At 67.0% G+C, this 21969-nt stretch carries 20 protein-coding genes; 11 read left to right on the plus strand and 9 right to left on the minus strand.

Translation table 11 applies throughout. From position 1 onward, the window contains the following. The first annotated feature begins 8 nt into the window (after positions 1 to 8). From ACWKWX_RS23570 to ACWKWX_RS23590, 5 genes are read left to right on the plus strand one after another with little or no spacing between them, the layout of a single operon-like run. Positions 9 to 1835 carry an extracellular solute-binding protein gene (locus ACWKWX_RS23570; protein WP_483829082.1) on the plus strand — a complete coding sequence of 609 codons (1827 nt, stop codon included), beginning with the start codon at positions 9 to 11 and terminating at the stop codon, positions 1833 to 1835. Continuing rightward, positions 1832 to 3670 (plus strand): extracellular solute-binding protein, encoded by a 1839-nt coding sequence (locus ACWKWX_RS23575; protein WP_483829062.1) that lies wholly within the window; start codon positions 1832 to 1834, stop codon positions 3668 to 3670. Before ACWKWX_RS23570 ends, ACWKWX_RS23575 begins: the two co-directional genes overlap by 4 nt. Before the next feature lies 1 nt (position 3671). Continuing rightward, positions 3672 to 4745: a microcin C ABC transporter permease YejB gene (locus tag ACWKWX_RS23580; RefSeq protein WP_416425318.1), complete on the plus strand. Its 1074-nt coding sequence runs from the start codon at positions 3672 to 3674 to the stop codon at positions 4743 to 4745. Between the two features lies 1 nt (position 4746). Further along, positions 4747 to 5766: an ABC transporter permease gene (locus tag ACWKWX_RS23585; RefSeq protein WP_416425319.1), complete on the plus strand. Its 1020-nt coding sequence runs from the start codon at positions 4747 to 4749 to the stop codon at positions 5764 to 5766. Between the two features lies 1 nt (position 5767). Beyond that, positions 5768 to 7363: an ABC transporter ATP-binding protein gene (locus ACWKWX_RS23590; RefSeq protein WP_483829063.1), complete on the plus strand. Its 1596-nt coding sequence runs from the start codon at positions 5768 to 5770 to the stop codon at positions 7361 to 7363. A gap of 282 nt (positions 7364 to 7645) precedes the next feature. On the opposite strand, the gene ACWKWX_RS23595 is transcribed toward ACWKWX_RS23590, so the two are convergent. Together ACWKWX_RS23595 and ACWKWX_RS23600 are read right to left on the minus strand one after the other, a co-directional pair. Beyond that, positions 7646 to 7948 carry a DUF3077 domain-containing protein gene (locus tag ACWKWX_RS23595; RefSeq protein ID WP_483829064.1) on the minus strand — a complete coding sequence of 101 codons (303 nt, stop codon included), beginning with the start codon at positions 7946 to 7948 and terminating at the stop codon, positions 7646 to 7648. 360 nt (positions 7949 to 8308) lie between these two features. Further along, positions 8309 to 9577: a sensor domain-containing phosphodiesterase gene (locus ACWKWX_RS23600; RefSeq protein WP_483829065.1), complete on the minus strand. Its 1269-nt coding sequence runs from the start codon at positions 9575 to 9577 to the stop codon at positions 8309 to 8311. A gap of 193 nt (positions 9578 to 9770) precedes the next feature. Here ACWKWX_RS23600 and msrB point away from each other — a divergent pair, with 193 nt between their 5' ends. Further along, positions 9771 to 10283 carry a peptide-methionine (R)-S-oxide reductase MsrB gene (gene msrB, locus ACWKWX_RS23605; protein WP_473003217.1) on the plus strand — a complete coding sequence of 171 codons (513 nt, stop codon included), beginning with the start codon at positions 9771 to 9773 and terminating at the stop codon, positions 10281 to 10283. Positions 10284 to 10383: 100 nt separating this feature from the next. Here msrB and ACWKWX_RS23610 read toward each other — a convergent pair whose 3' ends face one another. Then, on the minus strand, positions 10384 to 11271 hold the full coding sequence (locus ACWKWX_RS23610) for a LysR substrate-binding domain-containing protein (RefSeq protein WP_483829066.1): 888 nt from the start codon (positions 11269 to 11271) through the stop codon (positions 10384 to 10386). A gap of 127 nt (positions 11272 to 11398) precedes the next feature. Here ACWKWX_RS23610 and ACWKWX_RS23615 point away from each other — a divergent pair, with 127 nt between their 5' ends. From ACWKWX_RS23615 to ACWKWX_RS23625, 3 genes are read left to right on the plus strand one after another with little or no spacing between them, the layout of a single operon-like run. Continuing rightward, positions 11399 to 12163, plus strand: a complete 765-nt coding sequence (locus ACWKWX_RS23615) for a glucose 1-dehydrogenase (RefSeq protein WP_473003219.1) — start codon at positions 11399 to 11401, stop codon at positions 12161 to 12163. 24 nt (positions 12164 to 12187) lie between these two features. Then, entirely contained in the window at positions 12188 to 13003 is an 816-nt protein-coding gene (gene aroE, locus ACWKWX_RS23620; RefSeq protein ID WP_473003221.1) for a shikimate dehydrogenase, read from the plus strand. 57 nt (positions 13004 to 13060) lie between these two features. Next, positions 13061 to 14494, plus strand: coding sequence for an MFS transporter (locus ACWKWX_RS23625; protein WP_416425327.1), 1434 nt, complete (start codon positions 13061 to 13063; stop codon positions 14492 to 14494). Between the two features lie 479 nt (positions 14495 to 14973). On the opposite strand, the gene ACWKWX_RS23630 is transcribed toward ACWKWX_RS23625, so the two are convergent. The 3 genes from ACWKWX_RS23630 to ACWKWX_RS23640 all read right to left on the minus strand — a co-directional run bounded on the left by ACWKWX_RS23630 (position 14974) and on the right by ACWKWX_RS23640 (position 17586). Then, positions 14974 to 15705, minus strand: coding sequence for an alpha/beta hydrolase (locus tag ACWKWX_RS23630; protein ID WP_416425328.1), 732 nt, complete (start codon positions 15703 to 15705; stop codon positions 14974 to 14976). Next, positions 15702 to 16478 carry a class I SAM-dependent methyltransferase gene (locus tag ACWKWX_RS23635; protein WP_483829067.1) on the minus strand — a complete coding sequence of 259 codons (777 nt, stop codon included), beginning with the start codon at positions 16476 to 16478 and terminating at the stop codon, positions 15702 to 15704. Before ACWKWX_RS23635 ends, ACWKWX_RS23630 begins: the two co-directional genes overlap by 4 nt. Before the next feature lie 130 nt (positions 16479 to 16608). Continuing rightward, complete coding sequence (locus ACWKWX_RS23640; RefSeq protein WP_483829068.1) at positions 16609 to 17586, minus strand: GlxA family transcriptional regulator; 978 nt, start codon at positions 17584 to 17586, stop codon at positions 16609 to 16611. 115 nt (positions 17587 to 17701) lie between these two features. Here ACWKWX_RS23640 and ACWKWX_RS23645 point away from each other — a divergent pair, with 115 nt between their 5' ends. Next, positions 17702 to 18343, plus strand: a complete 642-nt coding sequence (locus tag ACWKWX_RS23645) for an HD domain-containing protein (protein WP_473003228.1) — start codon at positions 17702 to 17704, stop codon at positions 18341 to 18343. A 26-nt stretch (positions 18344 to 18369) separates the two neighbouring features. On the opposite strand, the gene ACWKWX_RS23650 is transcribed toward ACWKWX_RS23645, so the two are convergent. Further along, entirely contained in the window at positions 18370 to 19317 is a 948-nt protein-coding gene (locus tag ACWKWX_RS23650) for a GlxA family transcriptional regulator (RefSeq protein ID WP_483829069.1), read from the minus strand. A 40-nt stretch (positions 19318 to 19357) separates the two neighbouring features. Beyond that, positions 19358 to 19909, minus strand: a complete 552-nt coding sequence (locus ACWKWX_RS23655; protein WP_483829070.1) for a cysteine hydrolase family protein — start codon at positions 19907 to 19909, stop codon at positions 19358 to 19360. Positions 19910 to 20098: 189 nt separating this feature from the next. Between ACWKWX_RS23655 and ACWKWX_RS23660 the strand changes: the two genes are divergently transcribed. Then, positions 20099 to 21019, plus strand: coding sequence for a cupin (locus ACWKWX_RS23660; RefSeq protein ID WP_483829071.1), 921 nt, complete (start codon positions 20099 to 20101; stop codon positions 21017 to 21019). Here the strand turns inward: ACWKWX_RS23660 and ACWKWX_RS23665 are convergent. Beyond that, positions 21012 to 21899, minus strand: a complete 888-nt coding sequence (locus tag ACWKWX_RS23665) for a LysR substrate-binding domain-containing protein (protein WP_483829072.1) — start codon at positions 21897 to 21899, stop codon at positions 21012 to 21014. The genes ACWKWX_RS23660 and ACWKWX_RS23665 overlap by 8 nt on opposite strands. Between the last annotated feature and the right edge of the window lie 70 nt (positions 21900 to 21969).

Raw genomic sequence — 21969 nt, forward strand, 5'->3', positions numbered from 1 at the left:
CTGACTTGATGCGTTCGCTCCTGCTCTCACTAGGCCTGGTCCTGAGCTGTCACGCTGGCGCGACGGTGTTCCAGAGCCATGGCTACGCCCAGTTCGGCACCCTCAAATACCCGGCCAGCTTCACCCATTTCGACTGGGCCAACCCCCAGGCGCCCAAGGGCGGCACCCTGCGGGTGATGGCGTTCGGCACCTTCGACACGCTCAACCCCTACACCTTCAAGGGCAGCAGCCCGGTGAGCACGCCGAACTTCATCCAGTACGGCGTCAGCGAGCAGAACGAAACCCTGATGGTCGGCACCGGCCAGTACGACCCGTCCGGCGACGAACCCACGTCCAGCTACGGCCTGATCGCCAAAAGCGTGGAGTACAGCGAAGATCGCAGCTGGGTGGTGTTCAACCTGCGCCCCGAGGCGCGCTTCAACGACGGCGTGCCGATCACCGCCCGCGACGTGGCCTTTTCCTACCGCACCCTGCTCAAGGAAGGCCACCCGCAGTACCGCACCAGCCTGCAGGAAGTGCAGCGCGTGGACATTCTGGGCCCCCAGCGCATCCGCTTCGTGTTCAAGCGCAGCGCCAACCCGCTGCTGATTCTGCGCATGGGCGAGCTGCCGGTGCTACCCGAGCACTACTGGCAAGGCCGCGACTTCCAAGCCACCACCTTTGAGCCACCGGTCACCAGCGGCCCCTACCGCATCACCCAGGTGGTGCCGGGCCGGCGCCTGGTGTTCGAGCACGTCAAGGACTGGTGGGGCCAGGACCTGCCGGTGAACCGCGGCAAGTACAACTTCGACCGCGTGGAGGTGGAGTTCTACCGCGACAACGACGTGGCCTTCGAAGCCTTCAAGGCCGGCGAGTTCGACATCTACCTGGAACACCAGGCGAAGAACTGGGCCAACGGCTACAACTACCCCGCCGTGCTGCGCGGCGACGTGATAAAGGCGCAGATCCAGCACCAGATCCCCACCCAGACCCAGGGCCTGTTCTTCAACACCCGGCGCCCGGCCCTGGCCGATGTGCGCGTGCGCGAGGCCCTGGGCCTGCTGCTGGACTTCGAATGGACCAACAGCGCCCTGTTCAACGGCGCCTACCGTCGCGCCACCAGCTACTACCCCAACAGCGAATTCAGCGCCACCGGCCTGCCCGCCGGCAAGGAGTTCCTGCTGCTGGCACCCTACCGCCAGCAACTGCCCGCCACGCTGTTCACCCAGCCGTACAGCGTGCCCGTCACCCAGGGCCGCGGCATCGAGCGCGAGACCCTGCGCCGCGCCCTTGGGCTGTTGGCCGACGCCGGCTGGAAGCTCGACAGCCAGCGCCTGCTGAACGCCCAGGGGCTGCCGTTGCGCCTGGAACTGCTGCTGGTGAACCCGGGGCTGGAAAGGATCCTGCAACCTTATGTCGAAAACCTTCGCGGCATCGGCGTCGATGCGCGCTTGCGCACCGTCGACCGCGCCCAGTATAAGCAGCGGCTGGACCAATTCGACTTCGACATGATTCTGATGACCCTCAACCAGACCCTCAGCCCCGGCCTCGAGCAGTGGCAGTACTTCCACTCCAGCCAGGCGACGGTCAAGGGCAGCAAGAACTACGCCGGCATCGCCAACCCGGTGGTCGACCACCTGCTCGACGACCTGCTGGCCGCCCATAGCCGCGATGACCAGGTGGCCGCCGCGCGCGCCCTGGACCGCGTGCTGCTGGCCCAGCACTACATGATTCCCAATTGGTACCTGGACGCCCATCGTCTGGCCTACCGCAACCGTTTCGCTTTCGTCACCACGCCGCCCTACACCCTGGGCCTCAATACGTGGTGGCTCAAGCCTGTGGAGACTCACCCATGACGCGCCTACGCACCCTGTTGCCGGCCGCCTGCGGGTTGCTGCTGAGCGGGCTGGCCTGCGCCGCCCCGCAGCACGCCGTGACCCTGTACAACGAGGCCCCCAAGTACCCGGCCGACTTCCAGCACTTCGACTACGTGAACCCCGACGCGCCCAAGGGCGGCACCTTCCGCAACGCCGCCTCGGGTGGCTTCGACAGCTTCAACCCGTTCATCAGCAAGGGCGTGCCCGCCGATGACATCGGCCTGATCTACGACACCCTGGCGCGCCAGAGCCTCGACGAGCCGCTGACTGAATACGGCCTGGTGGCCAAGACCATCGAGAAGGCCCCCGACAACAGCTGGGTGCGCTTCACCCTGCGCCCCGAGGCGCGCTTCCACGACGGCCAGCCCATGCGCGCCGACGACGTGGTATTCACCTTCAACCTATTGATGAAGGACGGCTCGCCGCTGTACAGGAATTACTACGCCGACGTCGCCAAGGTGGAAGCCGAAGACCCGCTGCACGTGCGCTTCGACTTCAAGACCCGCGACAACCGCGAGCTGCCGGTGATCCTCGGCCAGCTGCCGGTGCTGCCCAAGCACTACTGGGCCACCCGCGACTTCAGCCGCGCCAACCTCGAATTCCCCCTGGGCAGCGGCCCCTACAAGGTGGCGGCGGTGAACGCCGGGCGCTCGGTGCGCTACGAGCGGGTCAAGGACTACTGGGCCAAGGACCTGCCCATCAACCGCGGCTCGTACAACTTCGACGTGCTGACCACCGACTACTACCGCGACAACAACGTGGCCCTGGAAGCGCTGAAGGCCGGCGCCTTCGACTACTGGCTGGAGATGACCGCGAAGAACTGGGCCACCGCCTACGACGTGCCGGCGGTGCGCGAGAAACGCCTGATCCGCGAAGAGCTGCCCAACGGCAACCCGGTGGGCATGCAGGGCTTTGTCTTCAACCTGCGCCGGCCGCTGTTCCAGGACGTGCGCGTGCGCCAGGCGCTGGGCCTGCTGTTCGACTTCGAATGGAGCAACCGCCAGCTGTTCAACGGCGCCTACACGCGCACCGACAGCTACTTCGAAAACTCCGACCTGGCCTCCTCCGGCCTGCCGGACGCCGAAGAGCTGAAAATCCTCGAACCGTTGCGCGGCAAGGTCCCCGACGCGGTGTTCACCACGCCGTTCAAGAACCCGGTCACCGACGGCAGCGGCATGATCCGCGACCAGCAGCGCCAAGCCTACAAGCTGCTGCTGGAGGCTGGCTGGCACGTGGTCAACGACCGCATGGTGGACGCCAGCGGCAAGCCGGTGAGCATCGAGTTCCTGCTGGCCCAGCCCGAGTTCGAGCGGGTGCTGCTGCCCTACAAGCGCAACCTCGCCGACCTCGGCATCGAACTGGTGCTGCGCCGCGTCGACGCCTCGCAGTACGTCACCCGCCGGCGCAACCGCGACTTCGACATGATGGTCTCAAGCTTCCCGCAGTCCGACTCGCCGGGCAACGAACAGCGCGAGTACTGGGAGTCGAGCAGCGCCGACCGCAGCGGCAGCTACAACATCATGGGCATCAAGGACCCGGCCGTGGACCAGCTCACCGAAAGCCTGATCAACGCCGACACCCGCAAGAGCCTGGTCGCTCACTCACACGCCCTCGACCGAGTGCTGCTGAACAACTACTACCTGGTGCCCAACTGGCACATCAAGACCTGGCGCGTGGCCTACTGGAACCACCTGGGCCACCCGGCCGTGTCGCCGCGCTACGACGTCGGCACCATGACCTGGTGGGCCAAGCCGGACGTCAAGCCGGCCATCCCCATCACCACCGACACCGACTCGCCGGGCAAGGAGCGCTGAGATGCTGGCCTATATCTGCAAGCGCCTGCTGCTGATCATCCCGACGCTGTTCGGCATTCTCATCATCAACTTCCTGATCATCCAGGCCGCCCCCGGCGGCCCGGTGGAGCAGGCCATCGCCAAGCTTGAAGGCTTCGAGGGCGCCACCAGCCGCTTCAGCGGTGGCGGCTCGGAGGTGTCCATGGGCGGCTCCAGCTACCGTGGCGCCCAGGGCCTGGACCCGGCGCTGATCAAGGAGATCGAAAAACAGTACGGCTTCGACAAGCCCGCGGGCGAGCGCCTGTGGATCATGATCAAGAACTACGCCCACTTCGACTTCGGCTCCAGCTTCTTCCGCGACGCCAAGGTCACCGACCTGATCCTGGAGAAGATGCCGGTCTCCATCTCATTGGGGCTGTGGAGCACGCTGATCATGTACCTGGTGTCCATCCCCCTGGGCATCGCCAAGGCCACCCGCCACGGCAGCCACTTCGACGTGTGGACCAGCTCGGCGATCATCGTCGGCTACGCCATTCCGGCGTTCCTGTTCGCCATCCTGCTGATCGTGGTGTTCGCCGGCGGCAGCTACCTGGACTGGTTCCCGCTGCGCGGCCTGACCTCCAACAACTTCGACCAGCTGAGCCTGGGCGGCAAGGTGCTGGACTACTTCTGGCACCTGGCGTTGCCGGTGACGGCCCTGGTGATCGGCAACTTCGCCACCATGACCTTCCTGACCAAGAACAGCTTCCTCGACGAGATCGGCAAGCAGTACGTGGTCACCGCCAAGGCCAAGGGCCTGAGCAACAACCGCGTGCTTTACGGCCACGTGTTCCGCAATGCCATGCTGCTGGTGATCGCCGGCTTCCCCTCGGCGTTCATCGGCATCTTCTTCACCGGTTCCTTGCTGGTGGAGGTGATCTTCTCCCTCGACGGCCTCGGCCTGATGAGTTTCGAGGCCGCGGTGAACCGCGACTACCCGGTGGTCTTCGGCACCCTGTTCATCTTCACACTGCTGGGGTTGCTGGTGAAACTGATCGGCGACCTGACCTACAGCCTGGTCGACCCACGCATCGACTTCGAACGCCGGGAGCACTGAGATGAGCCTTTCCCCCCTCAACGCCCGTCGCCTGCAGCGGTTCAAGGCCAACAAGCGCGGCTGGTGGTCGCTGTGGCTGTTCATGATTCTGTTCGTGGCCAGCCTTGGCGCCGAGCTGATCGCCAACGACAAGCCCTTGGCGGTGCACTACGACGGCAGCTGGTACTTCCCGGCGTTCCAGCGCTACCCGGAAACCACCTTCGGCGGTGAATTCCCGCTGGAGGCCAATTACAAGAGCCCGTACATCCAGCAGCTGCTCAAGGCCAAGGACAGCTGGACGCTGTGGGCGCCCATCCCGTTCAGCTACCAGAGCATCAACTACGACCTCAAGGTACCAGCGCCAGCGCCGCCGTCGGCGCAGAACTGGCTGGGCACCGACGACCAGGGCCGCGACGTGCTGGCGCGGGTGATCTACGGCTTCCGCATCTCGGTGCTGTTCGCCCTGACCCTGACCATCCTCAGCTCCATCGTCGGCGTGATCGCCGGGGCCCTGCAGGGCTTCTACGGCGGCTGGGTGGACCTGGCCGGGCAGCGTTTCCTGGAGGTGTGGTCGGGGCTGCCGGTGCTGTACCTGCTGATCATCCTGGCCAGCTTCGTGCAACCCAACTTCTGGTGGCTGCTGGGCATCATGCTGCTGTTCTCGTGGATGAGCCTGGTGGACGTGGTGCGCGCCGAGTTCCTGCGCGGCCGCAACCTGGAGTACGTGCGCGCCGCCCGCGCCCTGGGCATGCGCGACGCCAGCATCATGTTCCAGCACATCCTGCCCAACGCCATGGTCTCGACCATGACCTTCATGCCGTTCATTCTCACCGGCGCCATCGGCACCCTCACCGCCCTCGACTTCCTGGGCTTCGGCCTGCCCGCCGGCTCGCCATCGCTGGGCGAACTGGTGTCCCAGGGCAAGTCCAACCTGCAGGCACCGTGGCTGGGCATCAGCGCCTTCGCCGTGCTGGCGCTGATGCTGAGCCTGCTGGTGTTCATCGGCGAAGCCGCCCGCGACGCGTTCGATCCAAGGAAATGACATGCACCCTGACAACCTGATCGAAATCCGCGACCTGGCGGTGCAATTCGACAACAACGAACGCTCGGCCCGGGTGGTGGAAGGCGTGAGCTTCGACATCCGCCGGGGCGAGACCCTGGCGCTGGTGGGCGAAAGCGGCTCGGGCAAATCCGTCACCGCGCACTCCATCCTGCGCCTGCTGCCCTACCCCATCGCCAGCCACCCCAGCGGCACGGTGATGTACGAAGGCCAGGACCTGCTGCACATGGACGAAAAGCGCCTGCGGCAGATTCGCGGCAACCGCATTGCCATGATCTTCCAGGAGCCCATGACCTCGCTGAACCCGCTGCACAGCATCGAGAAGCAGATCAACGAAGTGCTTGGCCTGCACAAGGGCCTCACCGGCAAGGCCGCCACCGCGCGTACCCTGGAGCTGCTGGAGATGGTCGGCATTCCCGAGCCGCGCCAGCGCCTCAAGGCGCTGCCCCATGAGCTGTCCGGCGGCCAACGGCAGCGCGTGATGATCGCCATGGCCCTGGCCAACGAGCCGCAACTGCTGATCGCCGATGAGCCCACCACCGCCCTCGACGTCACCGTGCAGCTGAAAATCCTCGAACTGCTCAAGTCCCTGCAACAGCGCCTGGGCATGGCCCTGCTGCTGATCACCCACGACCTCAACCTGGTCAAGCGCGTGGCCCAGCGGGTGTGCGTGATGCAACAGGGCTGCATCGTTGAACAGGGCGGCTGCGAGCAGCTGTTCAACCACCCCCGGCACCCTTACACCCGCGAGTTGCTGGGCGCCGAACCGCGCGGCGAGCCGGCGGCCACCGTGGCGGGTGAGCCGATGCTGGAGGTCGACGACCTGAAGGTGTGGTTCCCGATCAAGAAAGGCCTGTTCAAGCGCACCACCGACTACGTCAAGGCCGTGGACGGCATCCAGTTCAGCCTGCCGCGCGGGCAGACGTTGGGCATCGTCGGCGAAAGCGGCTCGGGCAAATCCACCCTCGGCCTGGCCATCCTGCGGCTGATCGCCAGCCAGGGCGCCATCCGCTTCCACGGCCAGCCCCTGGAGCGCCTCAACCGCGAACAGGTACGCCCCCTGCGCCGGCAGATGCAGGTGGTGTTCCAGGACCCGTTCGGCAGCCTCAGCCCGCGCATGAGCGTGGCGCAGATCGTCGGCGAGGGCTTGCGCATTCACGGCATCGGCACGCCTGCCGAGCAGGAACACGCCATCATCGAAGCGCTCCAGGAAGTGGGCCTCGACCCCGCCACCCGCCACCGCTACCCCCACGAATTCTCCGGCGGCCAACGCCAACGCATCGCCATCGCCCGCGCGCTGGTGCTCAAGCCGGCGCTGATATTGCTGGACGAACCGACCTCGGCGCTGGACCGTACGGTACAGCGGCAGGTGGTGGAACTGTTGCGGTCGCTGCAGCTGAAATACAACCTCACCTACCTGTTCATCAGCCATGACCTGGCGGTGGTCAAGGCCTTGAGTCATCAGTTGGTGGTGATCAAGTCAGGCCAGGTGCTGGAGCAAGGCCCCGCAGCGCAAGTGTTCTCAGCCCCGCAGCACCCCTACACCCGCCAACTCCTGGAAGCCGCCTTCATGGCATAACCCCGCCGCTGCTACATCCTGTGGGAGCTGGCTTGCCAGCGAGCTGTTAGGGCCATAAAAGCTCGCTGGCAAGCCAGCTCCCACAAGACAGTTGCTGCTACGGGTTGTGTGCCGCGCCTCTCAACACGGCGTCCAGCAGAGCCTGCGCGCTTTCCACTGACTGCACTCACAAAGCCGGCCAGTTCACCACACCCTGCGTAGCCGCTGCCGCAGGCCGCGTCCCCGGCCGCCGCGGTGCACCAGCCATTGCGCGGCGCCCTCGGACGCGGCCTGCGGCCGCTGCTACGGGGTGTGTGCCGCGCCTTTCAACACGGCGTCCAACAGCGCCTGCGCGCTTTCCACTGACTGCACCACAGACCACACCAGGCCTTGGCACCCGCAACCGTTGTCCGTCAGCTCGTACGCGCTTTCATGAGCACATTTGAGCAGCAACGCCAACTGCGCCAACGCCGTTTCAGCCTTCACGCCTGCGCGCACCTGAAAAAGCGGTTCGTCGTTGTCGTCGAGGGGGCCGAAGGTGCAACTGGCGGTGCGGGGATCTTGAAGGGATTCTGTAGCGGGATGATCGAACGTGAGCTTGTCCATTAAAACGCTTTCCTTGATCGGTGAAACCGTCCCGAGTCGCTACCAAACGAATAGGGTGGCGGCTGTTTGCAGGTTGGTAGACCGGGGATCAAGAAACCCGGCGCGCACAGGGGCGCCCCGCGCACAGCCGCCATGAAGCAGCGGTACTGACGCGCCTTGATCTGAGCCGGGCTACCAAACCCGATCGCTGATGAGTTCAGCGACGGAGGGAGGGTATGGAGAGCAGCCGGTCTAAACAAGGCAACGAGGCGATAATAGACGCTTCCTACACGAAAGGGTCAGGCTTCCCACAAAGCCGGCCATTCCACCACATCCCGCGTAGCAGCGGCCGCAGGCCGCGTCCCGGGCCGCCGCGGTGGCTCAGGCCGACGATGCCATGGAATCATCCAAACTGTTCACCGCCACCCGCTCCACCAGCGCCAAGGCATCGATCAGGCTCAACGGCCGCCCTAGCAGATACCCCTGCACCTTGTTCGCCCCCAGCAAGCGCAACGCGTCCAGTTCCGACTGGGTTTCCACCCCTTCGGCGACGATGGTGCTGCCGGTCTCGCGGGCAAAGGCGATAAGCGCCGAGGCCATGGCGCGTTTCTGTGGGTCGTGGTCGATGCCCTGGGTCAGGCTCATGTCCAGTTTGATCATGTCCGGGCGCAGTTGCAGGATGTGGCGCATGCTGGCGTAGCCGGCGCCGGCGTCGTCGATGGCCACGCGCACGCCGTTCTGGCGCAGGGGCTTGAGGGCCTTGAGTAGGCCGGTGTAGTCATTGACGATGGCGTGCTCGGTGATTTCCAACACCAGGCGGCTGGCCGGGCACGGGCTGAGCAGGTCGGTCAGGCGGCCGCTGAGCATCAGTTGCGGCGAGCAGTTGATGGTCAGGTAGGTGCCCGAGGGCAGCGCGTCCATGCCCTTGAGGGCGGCGGCGATGGCGTGGCACTCCAGCTCCACGCCGAGGCCGGCCTCGGCGGCTTCCTTGAACCATTGGTCGGGGCTGCGCACCGGCTCCAGGTTGAAGCGCGACAGGCACTCCCAGCCGCAGATGCTCATGCCTTGGAAGTCGAAGATCGGCTGGTAGACGATGCTCGGCTGCTGGCTGGCCAGCACCGCGGAGATGCGTCGGTGCTTGGCCACGCGGTCGCGCACCAGGGTCAGGTCGCCCTCGATGCGGTCGGCGATCAGCTCGGCGAACACCTTCATCACCAGCAGGTCGCGCTGGCCCAGGCTGCTGTCGGCGCTGTAGCCAAAGCAGCAGAAGGTGCCGTACAGCCGGCCGTCGCTCAGGTAAATAGGCACGCTCATGTGCGAACCGATGGGCAGCGCCAGGGTTTCCGGGATGGCCAGCGCCTCGGGCAGTTCGCCAGTGTTGGCGATCAGCTCGGGCAACTCGCCCTCCACCACTTTCAGGCAGTAGCCCACGTCCAGCGGCAGCGCATCGCCCGGCCGGATCGGGCCATCGCCGTCGGTGTCGACGTGGATGAACACCCGGTCACTGGTGCGAAATTGCGAGACGAACGCCACGTCCATGCCCAGATGGGTGCGCAACGCCCGCAACACCTTGTCGATACAACCCGTGCCCGTCGGTGCCTCGGATTTCAGGCTCACCACGCTGGCAAGCTGTGTGGCTGACATGTCCATGACGGCCTCCTTGATCCCTGGATCCCAAGATTCTAGGACTGTGACCTCGGAATTTCGCCGACCGCTCGGCGCTTCCTGACGAAATGCGAGGGAAATGCGAAAGGTGTCACAAAACGTTTAACCCTGCGTGAGGACTTGGCGAACGGCCGCGGCCGACACTGGCCCCATGATTCGGCCCACCAGGAGCGCCACCATGCAATCCAGACGATGGTTTTTGATCCAGGCCGCGGCAGTGACCTCGCTGGCCGCCTACGCGCTGATGAGCGGCCGCATGCGCCTGGCCATGGCGGCGGACAGCACGCCGGGCGAGACCTTCGCCGTGCAGCACAGCGATGAACAGTGGCACCAGCTGCTCAGCGACGAAGCGTTCGACGTGCTGCGCCGCGCGGGCACCGAGCGCCCCTACAGCAGCCCGCTGAACAACGAGCACCGCAGCGGCCGCTTTGCCTGCGCCGGGTGCCAGCTGCCGCTGTTTTCTTCCAGCGCCAAGTTTGACAGCGGCACCGGCTGGCCGAGCTTTACCGCGCCGTTGCCGGGCGCGGTCAACGTCAGCCGCGATACCACGCTGGGCATGGAGCGCAACGAGGTGCATTGCCACCGCTGCGGCGGGCACCTGGGCCATGTGTTCGACGACGGCCCGGCGCCGACCGGGCTGCGCTACTGCATGAATGGCGTCGCCATGGCCTTCACCCCCGGCACCGCATAGACCCGTAGCAGCAACTGTCTTGTGGGAGCTGGCTTGCCAGCGAGCTTTTATGGCCTCAACAGCTCGCTGGCAAGCCAGCTCCCACAGGATGCGGCCGCTGCTACGGGTCAAGGGGATAGAGCTCATCCAGCACCTGCATCAGCGCCCGTTTGCGCGGGCTTTCCAGGCCGGTCCAGGCCACGCCGATGCCGGCGCCGCTCATGGCCAGCGCCAGCGGCCGGGTGACCACCCCGGCGGGCAGCGCCGACGCCGCGCCCGCCGGCACGATGCCCACGCCCAGCCCCGCCGCCACCAGCGCCAGCAAGGTAGTGAACTCGCCCATCTCCCGGGCAATGGTCAACGTCACCTTGCGCCGATGAAAGCCCACCAGCATCTGGTCATGCAGCCCCGGCGCGTACTTGCGCGCCAGCACCAGCGCCGGGCGCCCGGCCAGGTCCTGGGGCTGGATGCGACGCTGGGCGCACAGCGGATCGCCCGCCGGCAGCGCCACCACCAGCGACTCCTCGAAGAGCATGCGCGTGTGCACCCCGGGCACGCTCAGCGGCAGGCGCACCAGGCCGAAATCCAGGGCGTTGTCCTGCAGCGCCCGGGCCTGCAGCAGCGAGGGCATGTCCTTGAGTTCCAGCTCGATGCGCGGGTAGCGCTGCTCCATCTGCCGCACCAGCTCGGGCAGCAACTGCGACAGCACCGACGACACGAACGCCAGGCGCACCACGCCCACCTCGCCGGCCGCCGCCTGTTGCAGCACCTCGCGCGCACGCCCGGCCTGGCGCAGGGTGGCCAGGGCCTCAGGCAGGAACAACGCGCCCTCCTCGGTCAGTTCCACGCCATGGCGGTCACGCTCGAACAGCTGCGCGCCGACGTCCTCTTCCAGCGCGCGAATCTGCGCGCTCAAGGCCGGTTGCACGATGTGCAGGCGCTCGGCCGCGCGGCCGAAATGCAGTTCCTCGGCCAGGGCCGCAAAGGCCCGCAAGTGTTTGAGTTCCACACAGCCTCCATTGCTGGTGATCACGAACGGTGATCACGGCATCACCATAAACGATTGGCAGGCCCCGGCGATAGCGGTTGAAAGTAGTGCCATCCCTATTCCATAAATCCAATACCGGGAGACTCACATGACAGCAAGCTTTCGCCTGGACGGCCGGCGCGCGCTGATTACCGGCTCGGTACGCGGCATCGGCCTGGCCCTGGCCCGCGGGTTGGCCCAGGCCGGCGCCCAGGTGGTGCTCAACGGCCGCGACGCCGAGCGCGCCCAGGCCGCCTGCGCCTTGCTGCGCGACGAAGGCCTGGCCGCCGAATACGCGGTGTTCGACGTCGCCGACCACGACGCCAGCGCCCAGGCCATCGATGCCCTGGAACAGCGCCTGGGCGCCATCGATATTCTCGTCAACAACGCCGGCATCCAGCACCGCCAGGCCCTGCAGGACTTCAGCAGCCAGGACTGGCACCGGCTGATGAGCACCAACCTCGACGGCGTGTTCAACGTATCGAAGGCCGTGGCCCGGCACATGATCGCGCGCCAGAGCGGCAAGATCATCAACATCGCCTCGGTGCAGAGCGAACTGGCCCGCCCGTCCATCGCCCCCTACGCCGCCAGCAAGGGCGCGGTGCGCATGCTCACCCGCGGCATGTGCGCCGACTGGGCCGGCCATGGCCTGCAGATCAACGCCCTGGCCCCCGGCTATTTCCGTACCGAACTGAACCAGGCTTTGGCCGACGACCCGGCGTTCGACGACTGGCTGGTGAAACGCACACCTGCCGGGCGCTGGGGCAAGGTCGAGGAGCTGTGCGGCGCCGCCGTGTTCCTGGCCTCGCCCGCCGCCGACTTCATCAACGGCCAGACCCTGTTCGTCGACGGCGGCCTGACCAGCGTCGTCTGACCCACTTTTTTCAAGGATGCCACCATGCCTCAATCACTCCCTACCCTGTGCGGCTCGATCATGGGTTCGCCGTTCTCGCTCTCGGCGAAGATCCACAACGCCGCCTACGCCGCCCTGGGCCTGGACTACACCTTCGTGTGCTTCGGCGTCGAAGACCCGGTGGCCGCCGTCGGCGCCATCCGCACTCTGGGCGTGCGCGGCATGAACGTGTCCATGCCCTACAAGCAGGCGGTCATGCCGCACCTGGACGCCATCGACGAGTCGGCCCAGGTGATTGGCGCGGTCAACACCATCAACAACGTCGACGGCGTGCTCACCGGCTACAACACCGACTACCTGGGCGCCGTGCGCGCGCTGCAGGAAGTCACCCGCCTGAACGACAAGCGCATTGCCGTGATCGGTGCCGGTGGCGCCGCCCGCGCGGTGGTCTACGGCTGCGTCAAGGCCGGCGCCCAGGTCACCGTGTTCAACCGCAGCGCCGAGCGCGGCAGCGAGCTGGCCCAGTCGCTGAAAGCGCGCTGGGGCGGTGCGGTGGAGCGTTTCGACGCCAAGGCCTTCGACATCGTCATCAACGCCACTTCGGTGGGTTTCAAGCAACCCGACAGCAACCCGCTGGACGGCCGCCTGCAAAGCCACCTGATCGTCATGGACGTGGCCTTCATGCCGGTGCAGACCGCGCTGCTGCGCCAGGCCCGCGCCCTGGGTTGCGGCACCGTGGCGGGCACGCGCATGCTGGTGCACCAGGCCTGCCGGCAGATCGAGCTGTACACCGGCCACGACGCGCCCATCGATGTGATGGAGCAGGCCATGCTCCAGGAAATCCAGCGGTTGAACCTGTAACCCATCCCGGTTGCCTATCAATAACAAGACGCCATGAAGGCGCCTGGAGGAACGAACATGACCCACGCCCGCTCCCCGTCCGACACCGCTGAACCGGTTGACCCGCAGGTGAAGAAAGACCTGCACCGCGCCGCCTGGGCCTGCTCCCTGGGCAGCGCCCTGGAGTACTACGACTTCGCCCTGTACACCCTGGCGTCGGCGCTGATCTTCGGGCCGCTGTTCTTCCCCGAACAGACCCGCGCCATGAGCCTGATCGCCAGCTTCGGCACCTACTTCCTCGGTTTTGCCATCCGCCCCCTGGGCGGCGTGCTGTTCGGCATGATCGGCGACCGCGTGGGGCGCAAGTTCGTGCTCTCGGCCACGGTGCTGCTGATGGGCGTGTCCAGCACCCTGATCGGCGCCCTGCCCACCTTTCACCAGGTGGGCTACCTGGCGCCGGTGCTGCTGGTGGTGCTGCGCCTGCTGCAAGGCCTGGGCGCCGGTGCCGAGCAGGCTGGCGCGGCGGTGATGATGACCGAGTACGCGCCCAAGGGCCGTCGCGGCTTCTACGCCGCGCTGCCGTTCCTGGGCATCCAGCTGGGCACCATCATGGCCGCCCTGGTGTACTTCCTGGTGGTCAGCGGCAACGACAACATCACCCAGACCAACCTGTGGCGCGTGCCGTTCTTCATCAGCGTGATCATCGTCGCGCTGGGCCTGTACATGCGCCTCAAGCTCAAGGAGTCGCCCACCTTCGTGCGCCTCAAGGCGCTGAAGCGTGAATGCGCCAACCCGCTGAAAAGCGCCATGACCCACTCCAAGCCGACCCTGCTGCTGGGCATCGGCCTGCGCCTGGCGGAAAACGGCGGTTCGTCCATCTACCAGGCCCTGGCGGTGAGCTACATCGTCGGCGTGGTCGGCCTCAAGGGCCCGGTGGGCGTGCTGACGCTGATCTGCGCCGCCAGCCTGGGCGCGCTGACCGTGCCCATTGCCGGCAAGCTCAGCGACCGCTTCGGCCGCGTGGTGGTGTACCGCGCCTTCGCTCTGCTGCAACTGGCGCTGGCGTTCCCGGTGTGGTGGGTGTTGAGCCTGGGCAACATCGTCGCCAGCATCGTTGCCATCTCCATCGCCCTGGGCATTGGGACCTGGGGCATGTTCGGCACCCAGGCAGCGCTGATGCCCGAGCTGTTTGGCTCACGCCACCGCTACATGGGCGTGTCGATTGCGCGGGAAGTGTCGGCGGTGATCGCCGGCGGCATCGCGCCGATGATTGGCGCGGGCATCATCGCCGTGGTCATGGCCACCCATGAAGGCGACAGCAACGCCGGCATCGGCGCCTGGGTGCCGATTGCCTGCTACCTGGCGCTGCTGACCGCGACTACGCTGTACACCACCTTCAAGACCCCGGAAACCCTGAACCGCGACCTGGATGAACCGCGTGACGCGTGGGAAGTGGCGAAGGCCGATGAGGCGGTGAAGGCGCACCATCACGCGATTCCGGTGCGCCACTGACGCGGCCTGGCTGTCGCTACGGCGCTCCCTGCGGGAGCGGGGTCTGACCGCGAAGACCCCGCGCCCTTGATCTTGATCCCGTGCGGCCCTTGATCTTGATTGTGTGCCCCATAAAGCGCCAGGGCCGACTGGAGGCGTTGACCGAGCGGTCCACGGCGTAGCCCGCTTCGGCGATTTCGGACATATCCATTTTCGCGGGGATACCACCGACCGTTTCGGCCTTACGCCGACTCACTTTTTTTCAGACGCCAAAAAAAGTAAGCAAAAAACGCTTGCCCCTGCTTGGGCCCTACGCTTCGCTACGGGTCCCCTCCTTCCGGCGTCGCCCAGGCGGCCCGGGCGCTTTACGGGGCATACAATCAAGATCAAAAACCAGATCAAGATCAAGATCACGAGCAAGATCACGAGCAAACCACAACCTGATGCCGTGCGGTGCCCGTTTCGTGGGCAGAACCCACTCCCACGGAAGACAGTCGCTGCTACAGGGTTTGGGGGGCGAGCACGTCGCCTAGCCAGGCGTTGAGGTCCTCGATTTCGGTCTTGCTGATGGAGTGTTTCAAGTCGGCATAAGCGTGGAAGTCCGGCTCCAGGCCCAGCTCATGCAAAATGCGCTGGGCCTCGCTGGCATCGGTGAACGGCACCTGCGGGTCGTCCACGCCATGGCCGATGAAAATCGCCAGCGACTTCAGCGCCGGGTCCGGCTTCAGCTCGCTGCGCAGCACCGGCAGGATCTTGCCACTCAGCACCGCAATGCCCCGTACCGCCTGCGGTTCGCGCAGGCCCAGCTCGTAATTCATGATGGCGCCCTGGCTGAAGCCGATCAGCACCACCTTCGACTTGTCGGTGTGGTACTTGGCCACCGCCTGGCTGATGAAGTCCTTGAGCGTCTGACGGCTGCTGGCCAGGTCTGCGGTCACGCCGTCGTAGGGGCCATCGCCCTGGCGGTGGAACCACTGGTAGCTGCCCTCTTCCAGGGTCTGCGGCGCGCGCACCGACAGGTAGGTGTAGCCATCGGGCAGCGAGTCTTTCAGCTCGAACAGGTCGGCCTCGTTGCTGCCGTAACCATGCAGGAAAATCACCAGCGGCTTGTCGCGCGTGACCGTCGGCGCCTGCTCCAGGTATTTCAGCGGCAGGTCGGTGTGCAGCACGGGGTCGGCGGCGTGGGCCAGGCCCGACACCAGCAACAGCGCAAGGGCCATTCGTTTGATCATGGAGTCTCCGATTTAACTGCGCAGAAGGCAGCGGTCGTATAAGGGACAGTGACTTCGGCCTTGCCGGCCAGCAGAGGTTCACTGGCGATCAGTGCGCGCACCTGGGCGTCCACCGCTTCGCGCTGGGCAGCGGGCAGCCCGGCGATGAAACTGGTGGAGCGCACGCGGTCGATGATCACCGTGTCGGGGCTGCCGGTGTGGCCGTTGCCAAAATGGGTTTCCTGCAGCGCGCTGAAGCCGGGTGCGGGGAATGCCTGGCGCCAGGCGCCGCTGTAGTAGCGCGGCGTGTCGCCTTCGTAGTGGTTGACCAGCGCATCCAGGCGCGCCACCCACGGCACGCTGTTGTCACGCAGGTTCCACACCAGGCCCAGGCGGCCGCCGGGCTTGAGCACGCGGCGGATCTCGGCCAGAGCTTCAGGCGTGGCGAACCAGTGGAACGACTGCGCGCATACCACCGCTTCCAGGGAGGCATCGGGCAGCGGGATGGCGTCGGCGCGGCCGTCCAGCGCCTGCACGTGGCCGTAGCTGGCGTGCAGTTTCTCGCGCATGGCCGCCACCGGCTCCACCGCCACCACGCGGGCGCCGGTGGCCAGCAGCCGCGGGGTGAACTTGCCGGTGCCGGCGCCCAGGTCCAGCACCGTGCTGCCGGTGTGCAGGCCCAGGGTGTCGCGCAGCCAGGCATCCAGCGCCGGCGGGTAGTCCGGACGGCCGCGGGCGTAGGTGTCGGCGGTGGCCTGGGTGTCGTAGCCTTCGGCGGCGTGGTGAATGCTCATGGTGCGCCCCTGCTGGATGAGAAGTGCATCATCATAGGCTGCGGCTGCGCATCACACCAAATGTGGGAGCTGGCTTGCCAGCGAGTTGTTGAGGCCCGAAAGCTCGCTGGCAAGCCAGCTCCCACAATAATCAAACGTTTCCACCACGGCCGGCGAAGCGCTTGCGGTACTCGGCGGGGCTTACGCCCACGGCCTTGCTGAACGCGCGGCGCAGGGTGTCGGCGTTGGCGAAGCCGCAGTGAGCGGCCACCTGCTTGGGGGTTTCATGGCCCTGCTCCAGGCGTTCGCGGGCGGCCTGAATGCGGGCCTGCTCGACCCAGCTGGCCGGAGTTTCGCCCACCTCTTGATGGAACAGCCGGGCAAAGTGCCGCGGGCTGAGGCCGGCGCGCTCGGCCAGGGCCTTGATGCTGTGGTCTTCGGCCGGGTGCGCGGCCACGTAGCGCTGCACCTCTTGCAGCGCCGAGCGCCCGGCCGGCAGCGACTCGCCCTTGCGGCTGAACTGCAACTGCCCGCCGGGGCGCTTGAAAAACATCACCAGTTGGCTGGCCACGCGCCGGGCGATGTCCTCGCCCAGGTCTTCCTCGACCAGGGCCAGCGCCAGGTCCAGGCCGGCAGTGACTCCGGCCGCGGTGCGCAGCTTGCCGTCGCGCACATGGATGGCGTCGGCGTCCACCTGCACCTGCGGGTAACGGCTGGCCAGCGCCTCGGCGGCCACCCAATGGGTGGTCACCCGGCGGCCGTCCAGCAGCCCCGCCGCTGCCAGCGCAAAGGCCCCGGTGCACACCGACCCGAAGCGCCGCGCCTGGGGCGCGTGCAGGCGCAGCCAGTCCAGCAGCGCCTGGCTGAAGCGCGCGTGCGGGGCATTGGGCGCGCCGGCGACCAGCAGGGTGTCGATACCGGCCAGGGCATGGTCGGTGTTGGTCTCGGGCAGCAGGCGGGTGCCCGATGAGCTGGTCACCGGGCCGCTGCCGCAGCCCACCAGCAGCAGCCGGTAGCGCTCGCGACCGGCCTCGCGGTTGGCCTCGGCGAACACGTCCAGCGGGCCGCTGACGTCGAGCAGCTGCACGTTGGGCAAGGCCACCACGGCGATGGTGCGTACGGGAGTCATGACGGCGTCCGCTTGGGGAGGGAAATGGCAGTATATGACGTATTACGCCAATTGAGGCCATGTGCCGACGAGCTGATACTGGCTTCACACCCACCCCTGCTTGCGGAGACACCCCATGACCTTCAGCCTCGACGACATCAAGATCCCCGACACCGCCATGGCGCGGGAGATCACCGAACTGGTGCGCGACACCGAGTCGGACCTGCTGTTTCATCACTCCAGCCGCGTGTACTACTTCGGCGCCCTGGCCGGGCGCAAGCGCGGGCTGAAGTTCGACGCCGAACTGCTGTACGCCGGCTGCATGTTCCACGACATGGGCCTGGTGCACCAATGCAGCAGCGCCTGCGAGCGCTTCGAGGTGGACGGCGCCAACGCCGCCCGCGACTTCCTGAAGGGCCACCACATCAACCAGCACGACATCGACACCGTGTGGACCGCCATCGCCCTGCACACCACCCCCGGCATCCCCCAGCACATGCACCCGGTGGTGGCGCTGGTGACCGCAGGCGTGGAGATGGACGTGCTGGGCCTGACCTACCCGCAGTACAGCGACGCCGAGCGCGACGCCATCGTCAGCGCCCACCCGCGCAGCGCGCAGTTCAAGGAAGACATCATCCAGGCGTTCTACGACGGCATCAAACACAAGCCCGAGACCACCTTCGGCAACGTCAAGGCCGACGTGCTGGCCAGCAAGGACCCGCTGTTCCAGCGCGGCAACTTCTGCGAGGTGATTCGCGGGTCGGCGTGGAAGGCGTAAATCGCGGACGCGGCCGCCGGCCGCTGCTACGTAGCAGCGCCCCTAAGGCCGCGTCCAGCCGCACCACCCTTCGCCAGCCTGGCCCGATACGCCCCCGGCGCCACGCCGGTGAGGCGCCGGAAGATAATTCGGAATGTCGCCGGGTCCTGATAGCCCACGCTCCAGGCCACCTGGTCGACGCTGTCGCGGGTCCACTGCAGCAACTCCCGCGCAGTATTCACCCGCAACTGCTGGCAGTACTGCGTGGGGGACAACCCGGTGGCCGCGCGAAAGCGTCGCAGCAAGGTGCGCGCCTCAAGCCCCGCCTGGGCCGCCATGGCCGCCGCGCTCACGCCCAGGGCGCCGTTGGCCTGCAGCCAATGCTGCAGCTTCAGCACCTGTGCATCGCCGTGGTCCAGCACCGGCGCGAAATACCCCTCGCCCTGCAACGGCGCCGCCACCGCCAGGAACTGCGCGGTCTGCCGCGCAATGTCAGCCCCCAACAACCGCGCCACCAGGCGCAGGCCCAGGTCGGTCCAGGCCATCAGGCCGGCGCTGGTCAGCAGCTCGCCATCGTCGATGATTGGCACTTCGCTGTGCACCCGCACCGCTGGGAAACGGGCGGTGAATTCCGCTGCCTGGCTGGCATGGGTAGTGGCGCGACGGCCGTCCAGCAGGCCTGTGTCGGCCAACAGGAACGCGCCGATGCACACCGCGCCCAGCACCGCGCCGCGAGCGTGTTGCTGCAGTAGCCACGGGCGGCAAGCGGCGACGGTGTCGGCGCTGGGCAAGCTGCCCAGCGACGGCGGTATCACCACCACGGCCGGGCTGCCGGCTGCATCATCGCCAGGCTGCCACTGGCTGACCTGCAAGGCCGCGCGGCCGCAGGCCTGGCCCAACCGGCTGGCCACGGCGAACAGGTCGACCAGCCCGTGCACAGCCGCCGCTTGGGCGCCGGGGTACACCAGCAGGGTGATTTCATGCGTGTCGGCCATGGCCGCCGGGCTCCAGGGTTGCATCGCAGCCTTAACGATATCAGCCCTGGGCCAGGAACGCCTCGGTCGCCAGCAGTTGCGCGTAGCCGAACGCCAGCGTCGCCATGGCCCCGGCGTGCACCTGGGCGGCCGGCACGGTGTGGCCATTGAATACCAGTTCGCGGGTGGCGCAGGCGTCGTGCAGCACGGTAACCCCATAACCCAAGTCCGCCGCCGCGCGGCCGGCGGCTTCGATGCACATGTGGCTCATGGCGCCCACCAGCACCAGTGACTCGATGCCGTGCTGGGCGAGTACAGCGTGCAGCTCGGTCTCACGAAAGCTGTTGGGGTAGTGTTTGACGATCACCGGCTCGTTGGCCGCGGGGGCCACCGCGCCGTGGATCTGCGCGCCCGGCGTGCCGGGGCGGAAGAACGGCGCATCGGCGGCCAGGGACTCGTGGCGCACGTGGATGATCGGCTTGCCGGCCTGGCGGAACGCTGCCAGGACACGGGCGGCATTGGCGGCGGCCGGCTCGATGTTGTCCAGCGGCCACAGGCCGTTGGCGAAGTAATCGTGCTGCAGGTCGATGAGGATCAGGGCTTGCTTGCTCATGGGGACGGCTCCTTGGAAGAGCGCCCAGTTTGCGCGCTGGCGACGGGCAACGGGATAGGCGCAGCGGACAACCACCGAGGGTTTTCGGACACGCCCTTTTTCGCATAACTGCTGTGCCGCCCGGGCGGTTAATCTCGCGGCGCGCCGTTCGTATAGTGGCCCCATCTTCCCACAACAAGAGCCATGCCCATGAACAGCGCCGTGAAGCCCGATGCCACCCTGGACGCCGAGTATTTCGAGTACAGCAAGGCGGCCAACCCCATCAGCGCCAAGCTGATCAGCCGCGTGCCCTACCACAGCTTCCCCGCCGCCCTGTGCGCCGACGGGCCGTCGCGGGTGGTGCCGCTGGACCTCAGCGAGGCGCTGGGCTGCCAGGGGCCGGCCACTGGCCCCGGCCTGTGCGCCCATTTCATTCGCCTGAACGCCGGCGACAGCCTGCGCCTGGCGCCCACCGCCACCTCCCAGGTGCTGTACGTGATTGCCGGCGACGGCCAGTTGCAGCAGGGTGACAGCCAGTTCGCCTGGAACAGCGGCTGCTTCATCGCCCTGCCCGGCCTGCAGCCCACCGTGCTGACCGCCCGCGCGGACAGCCGCTTCTATTACGTGCACGACGAACCGCTGCTGCGCTACCTGGGCGTGCGCCCGGCCGAGGACCGCTTCACCGCCACCCTGTACCCCGCCGAGGTGGCCAACGCCAAGCTGCGCGAGGCCGCCGATGACCCGCGCGCCCAGGACCGCAGCCGCATCAGCATCCTGCTGGGCAACCGCCACTTTCCCCAGACCCGCACCGTCACCCACGTGTTGTGGGCCATGTACGGCATCCTGCCGGCGGGCTCGGTGCAGAAGCCCCACCGCCACCAGTCCATCGCCCTGGATTTCATCATCGATGCGCCCCAAGGCTGCTACACCCTGGTGGGTACCGAGCTGGACGACGACGGCCAGATCCGCAACCCCACCCGCGTGGACTGGACCCCGGGCCTGGCCTTCGTCACCCCGCCCGGCTACTGGCACGCCCACTACAACGAGTCGGGGCGCGAGGCCTACCTGATCCCGATCCAGGACGCCGGCCTGCAAACCCACCTGCGCGCCCTGGACATCCGCTTCAGCTGAGCCAGTACGGCGGCGTGCCGATGCGCTCGAGCATGAAGTCGATGAAGCTGCGCACCTTCGACGAGACGATGCGCTTGGGCGGGTAGACGAACCACAACGCCGCCTCGGCGTCGGCGACCTGCCAGTCTGGCAGCCAGCGTTGCAGGGTGCCGCTGCGCAGGCCGTCGGCGGCCAGCCACAGCGGCAGCAGGGCCATGCCCAGGCCTTGCTCGACGGCCACGCGCCGGGCGTCCAGGTCATTAAGACGCAGCGCGCCTTGCAGGGTGACCGTCGCGTGCTGGTCGCCCTTGCGCAGCACCACTTCATCACTGCTGCCCAGTATCGCCGGGAAATCACTCAGGGCTGCCGGGGCTGTCGGTGGCGCGGCGAAGTCCTTGGCCGCGCACAGCACCCACTGCTGCTCGGCGATTCGGCGCGCCTTGAGGCCCGAGTCCGGTAGGGTGCCGATGCGAATCGCCAGGTCCATGCCGGCGTCGATCAGGTTGACCCGCGCCTCGTCCAGCACCAGCTCCACGCGAATGTCCGGGTAGCGTTGCAGGAAGTCGCCCAGCCAGGGCAGCACGTGGTGGCGGGAGAAGGCCGGTGGCACGCTGACCTTGAGCAGGCCGCGCGGCTGTTGGTTGAGCGCCGAGGTGGCGGCGCGCGCCTGGTCCAGTTCCGCCAGCACGCGGCGGGCATGGTGCAGGAAGGTCTGGCCGCCCTCGGTCAGATGCAGGGTGCGGGTGGAGCGGTTGAACAGGGCAATGCCCAGGTCGTGCTCCAGCTCCTTGATGTAGCGCGACACCGTCGACGCCTTGATATTCAGGCGTTCGGCGGCGCGGGAGAAGTTGTTGCCGTCGGCGGCCTCGACGAAGGCAGTGAGTGCGGCGAAGTAATCCATCAAGTGGCTCCTGACCAACCCGTAGCAGCGGCCGCCAGGCCGCGTCACAGCCACCGCGCCAGGCGCTGGC

It is taken from the genome of Pseudomonas imperatae (assembly GCF_057128625.1).

What these genes read in the sequence shown, in the direction of transcription:
- ACWKWX_RS23570 (WP_483829082.1), top strand. Translation starts at nt 9, where the DNA reads ATGCGTTCGCTCCTGCTCTCACTAGGCCTGGTCCTGAGCTGTCACGCT.
- ACWKWX_RS23575 (WP_483829062.1), top strand. Translation starts at nt 1,832, where the DNA reads ATGACGCGCCTACGCACCCTGTTGCCGGCCGCCTGCGGGTTGCTGCTG.
- ACWKWX_RS23580 (WP_416425318.1), top strand. Translation starts at nt 3,672, where the DNA reads ATGCTGGCCTATATCTGCAAGCGCCTGCTGCTGATCATCCCGACGCTG.
- ACWKWX_RS23585 (WP_416425319.1), top strand. Translation starts at nt 4,747, where the DNA reads ATGAGCCTTTCCCCCCTCAACGCCCGTCGCCTGCAGCGGTTCAAGGCC.
- ACWKWX_RS23590 (WP_483829063.1), top strand. Translation starts at nt 5,768, where the DNA reads ATGCACCCTGACAACCTGATCGAAATCCGCGACCTGGCGGTGCAATTC.
- ACWKWX_RS23595 (WP_483829064.1), bottom strand. Translation starts at nt 7,948, where the DNA reads ATGGACAAGCTCACGTTCGATCATCCCGCTACAGAATCCCTTCAAGAT.
- ACWKWX_RS23600 (WP_483829065.1), bottom strand. Translation starts at nt 9,577, where the DNA reads ATGGACATGTCAGCCACACAGCTTGCCAGCGTGGTGAGCCTGAAATCC.
- msrB (WP_473003217.1), top strand. Translation starts at nt 9,771, where the DNA reads ATGCAATCCAGACGATGGTTTTTGATCCAGGCCGCGGCAGTGACCTCG.
- ACWKWX_RS23615 (WP_473003219.1), top strand. Translation starts at nt 11,399, where the DNA reads ATGACAGCAAGCTTTCGCCTGGACGGCCGGCGCGCGCTGATTACCGGC.
- aroE (WP_473003221.1), top strand. Translation starts at nt 12,188, where the DNA reads ATGCCTCAATCACTCCCTACCCTGTGCGGCTCGATCATGGGTTCGCCG.
- ACWKWX_RS23625 (WP_416425327.1), top strand. Translation starts at nt 13,061, where the DNA reads ATGACCCACGCCCGCTCCCCGTCCGACACCGCTGAACCGGTTGACCCG.
- ACWKWX_RS23630 (WP_416425328.1), bottom strand. Translation starts at nt 15,705, where the DNA reads ATGATCAAACGAATGGCCCTTGCGCTGTTGCTGGTGTCGGGCCTGGCC.
- ACWKWX_RS23635 (WP_483829067.1), bottom strand. Translation starts at nt 16,478, where the DNA reads ATGAGCATTCACCACGCCGCCGAAGGCTACGACACCCAGGCCACCGCC.
- ACWKWX_RS23640 (WP_483829068.1), bottom strand. Translation starts at nt 17,586, where the DNA reads ATGACTCCCGTACGCACCATCGCCGTGGTGGCCTTGCCCAACGTGCAG.
- ACWKWX_RS23645 (WP_473003228.1), top strand. Translation starts at nt 17,702, where the DNA reads ATGACCTTCAGCCTCGACGACATCAAGATCCCCGACACCGCCATGGCG.
- ACWKWX_RS23650 (WP_483829069.1), bottom strand. Translation starts at nt 19,317, where the DNA reads ATGGCCGACACGCATGAAATCACCCTGCTGGTGTACCCCGGCGCCCAA.
- ACWKWX_RS23655 (WP_483829070.1), bottom strand. Translation starts at nt 19,909, where the DNA reads ATGAGCAAGCAAGCCCTGATCCTCATCGACCTGCAGCACGATTACTTC.
- ACWKWX_RS23660 (WP_483829071.1), top strand. Translation starts at nt 20,099, where the DNA reads ATGAACAGCGCCGTGAAGCCCGATGCCACCCTGGACGCCGAGTATTTC.
- ACWKWX_RS23665 (WP_483829072.1), bottom strand. Translation starts at nt 21,899, where the DNA reads ATGGATTACTTCGCCGCACTCACTGCCTTCGTCGAGGCCGCCGACGGC.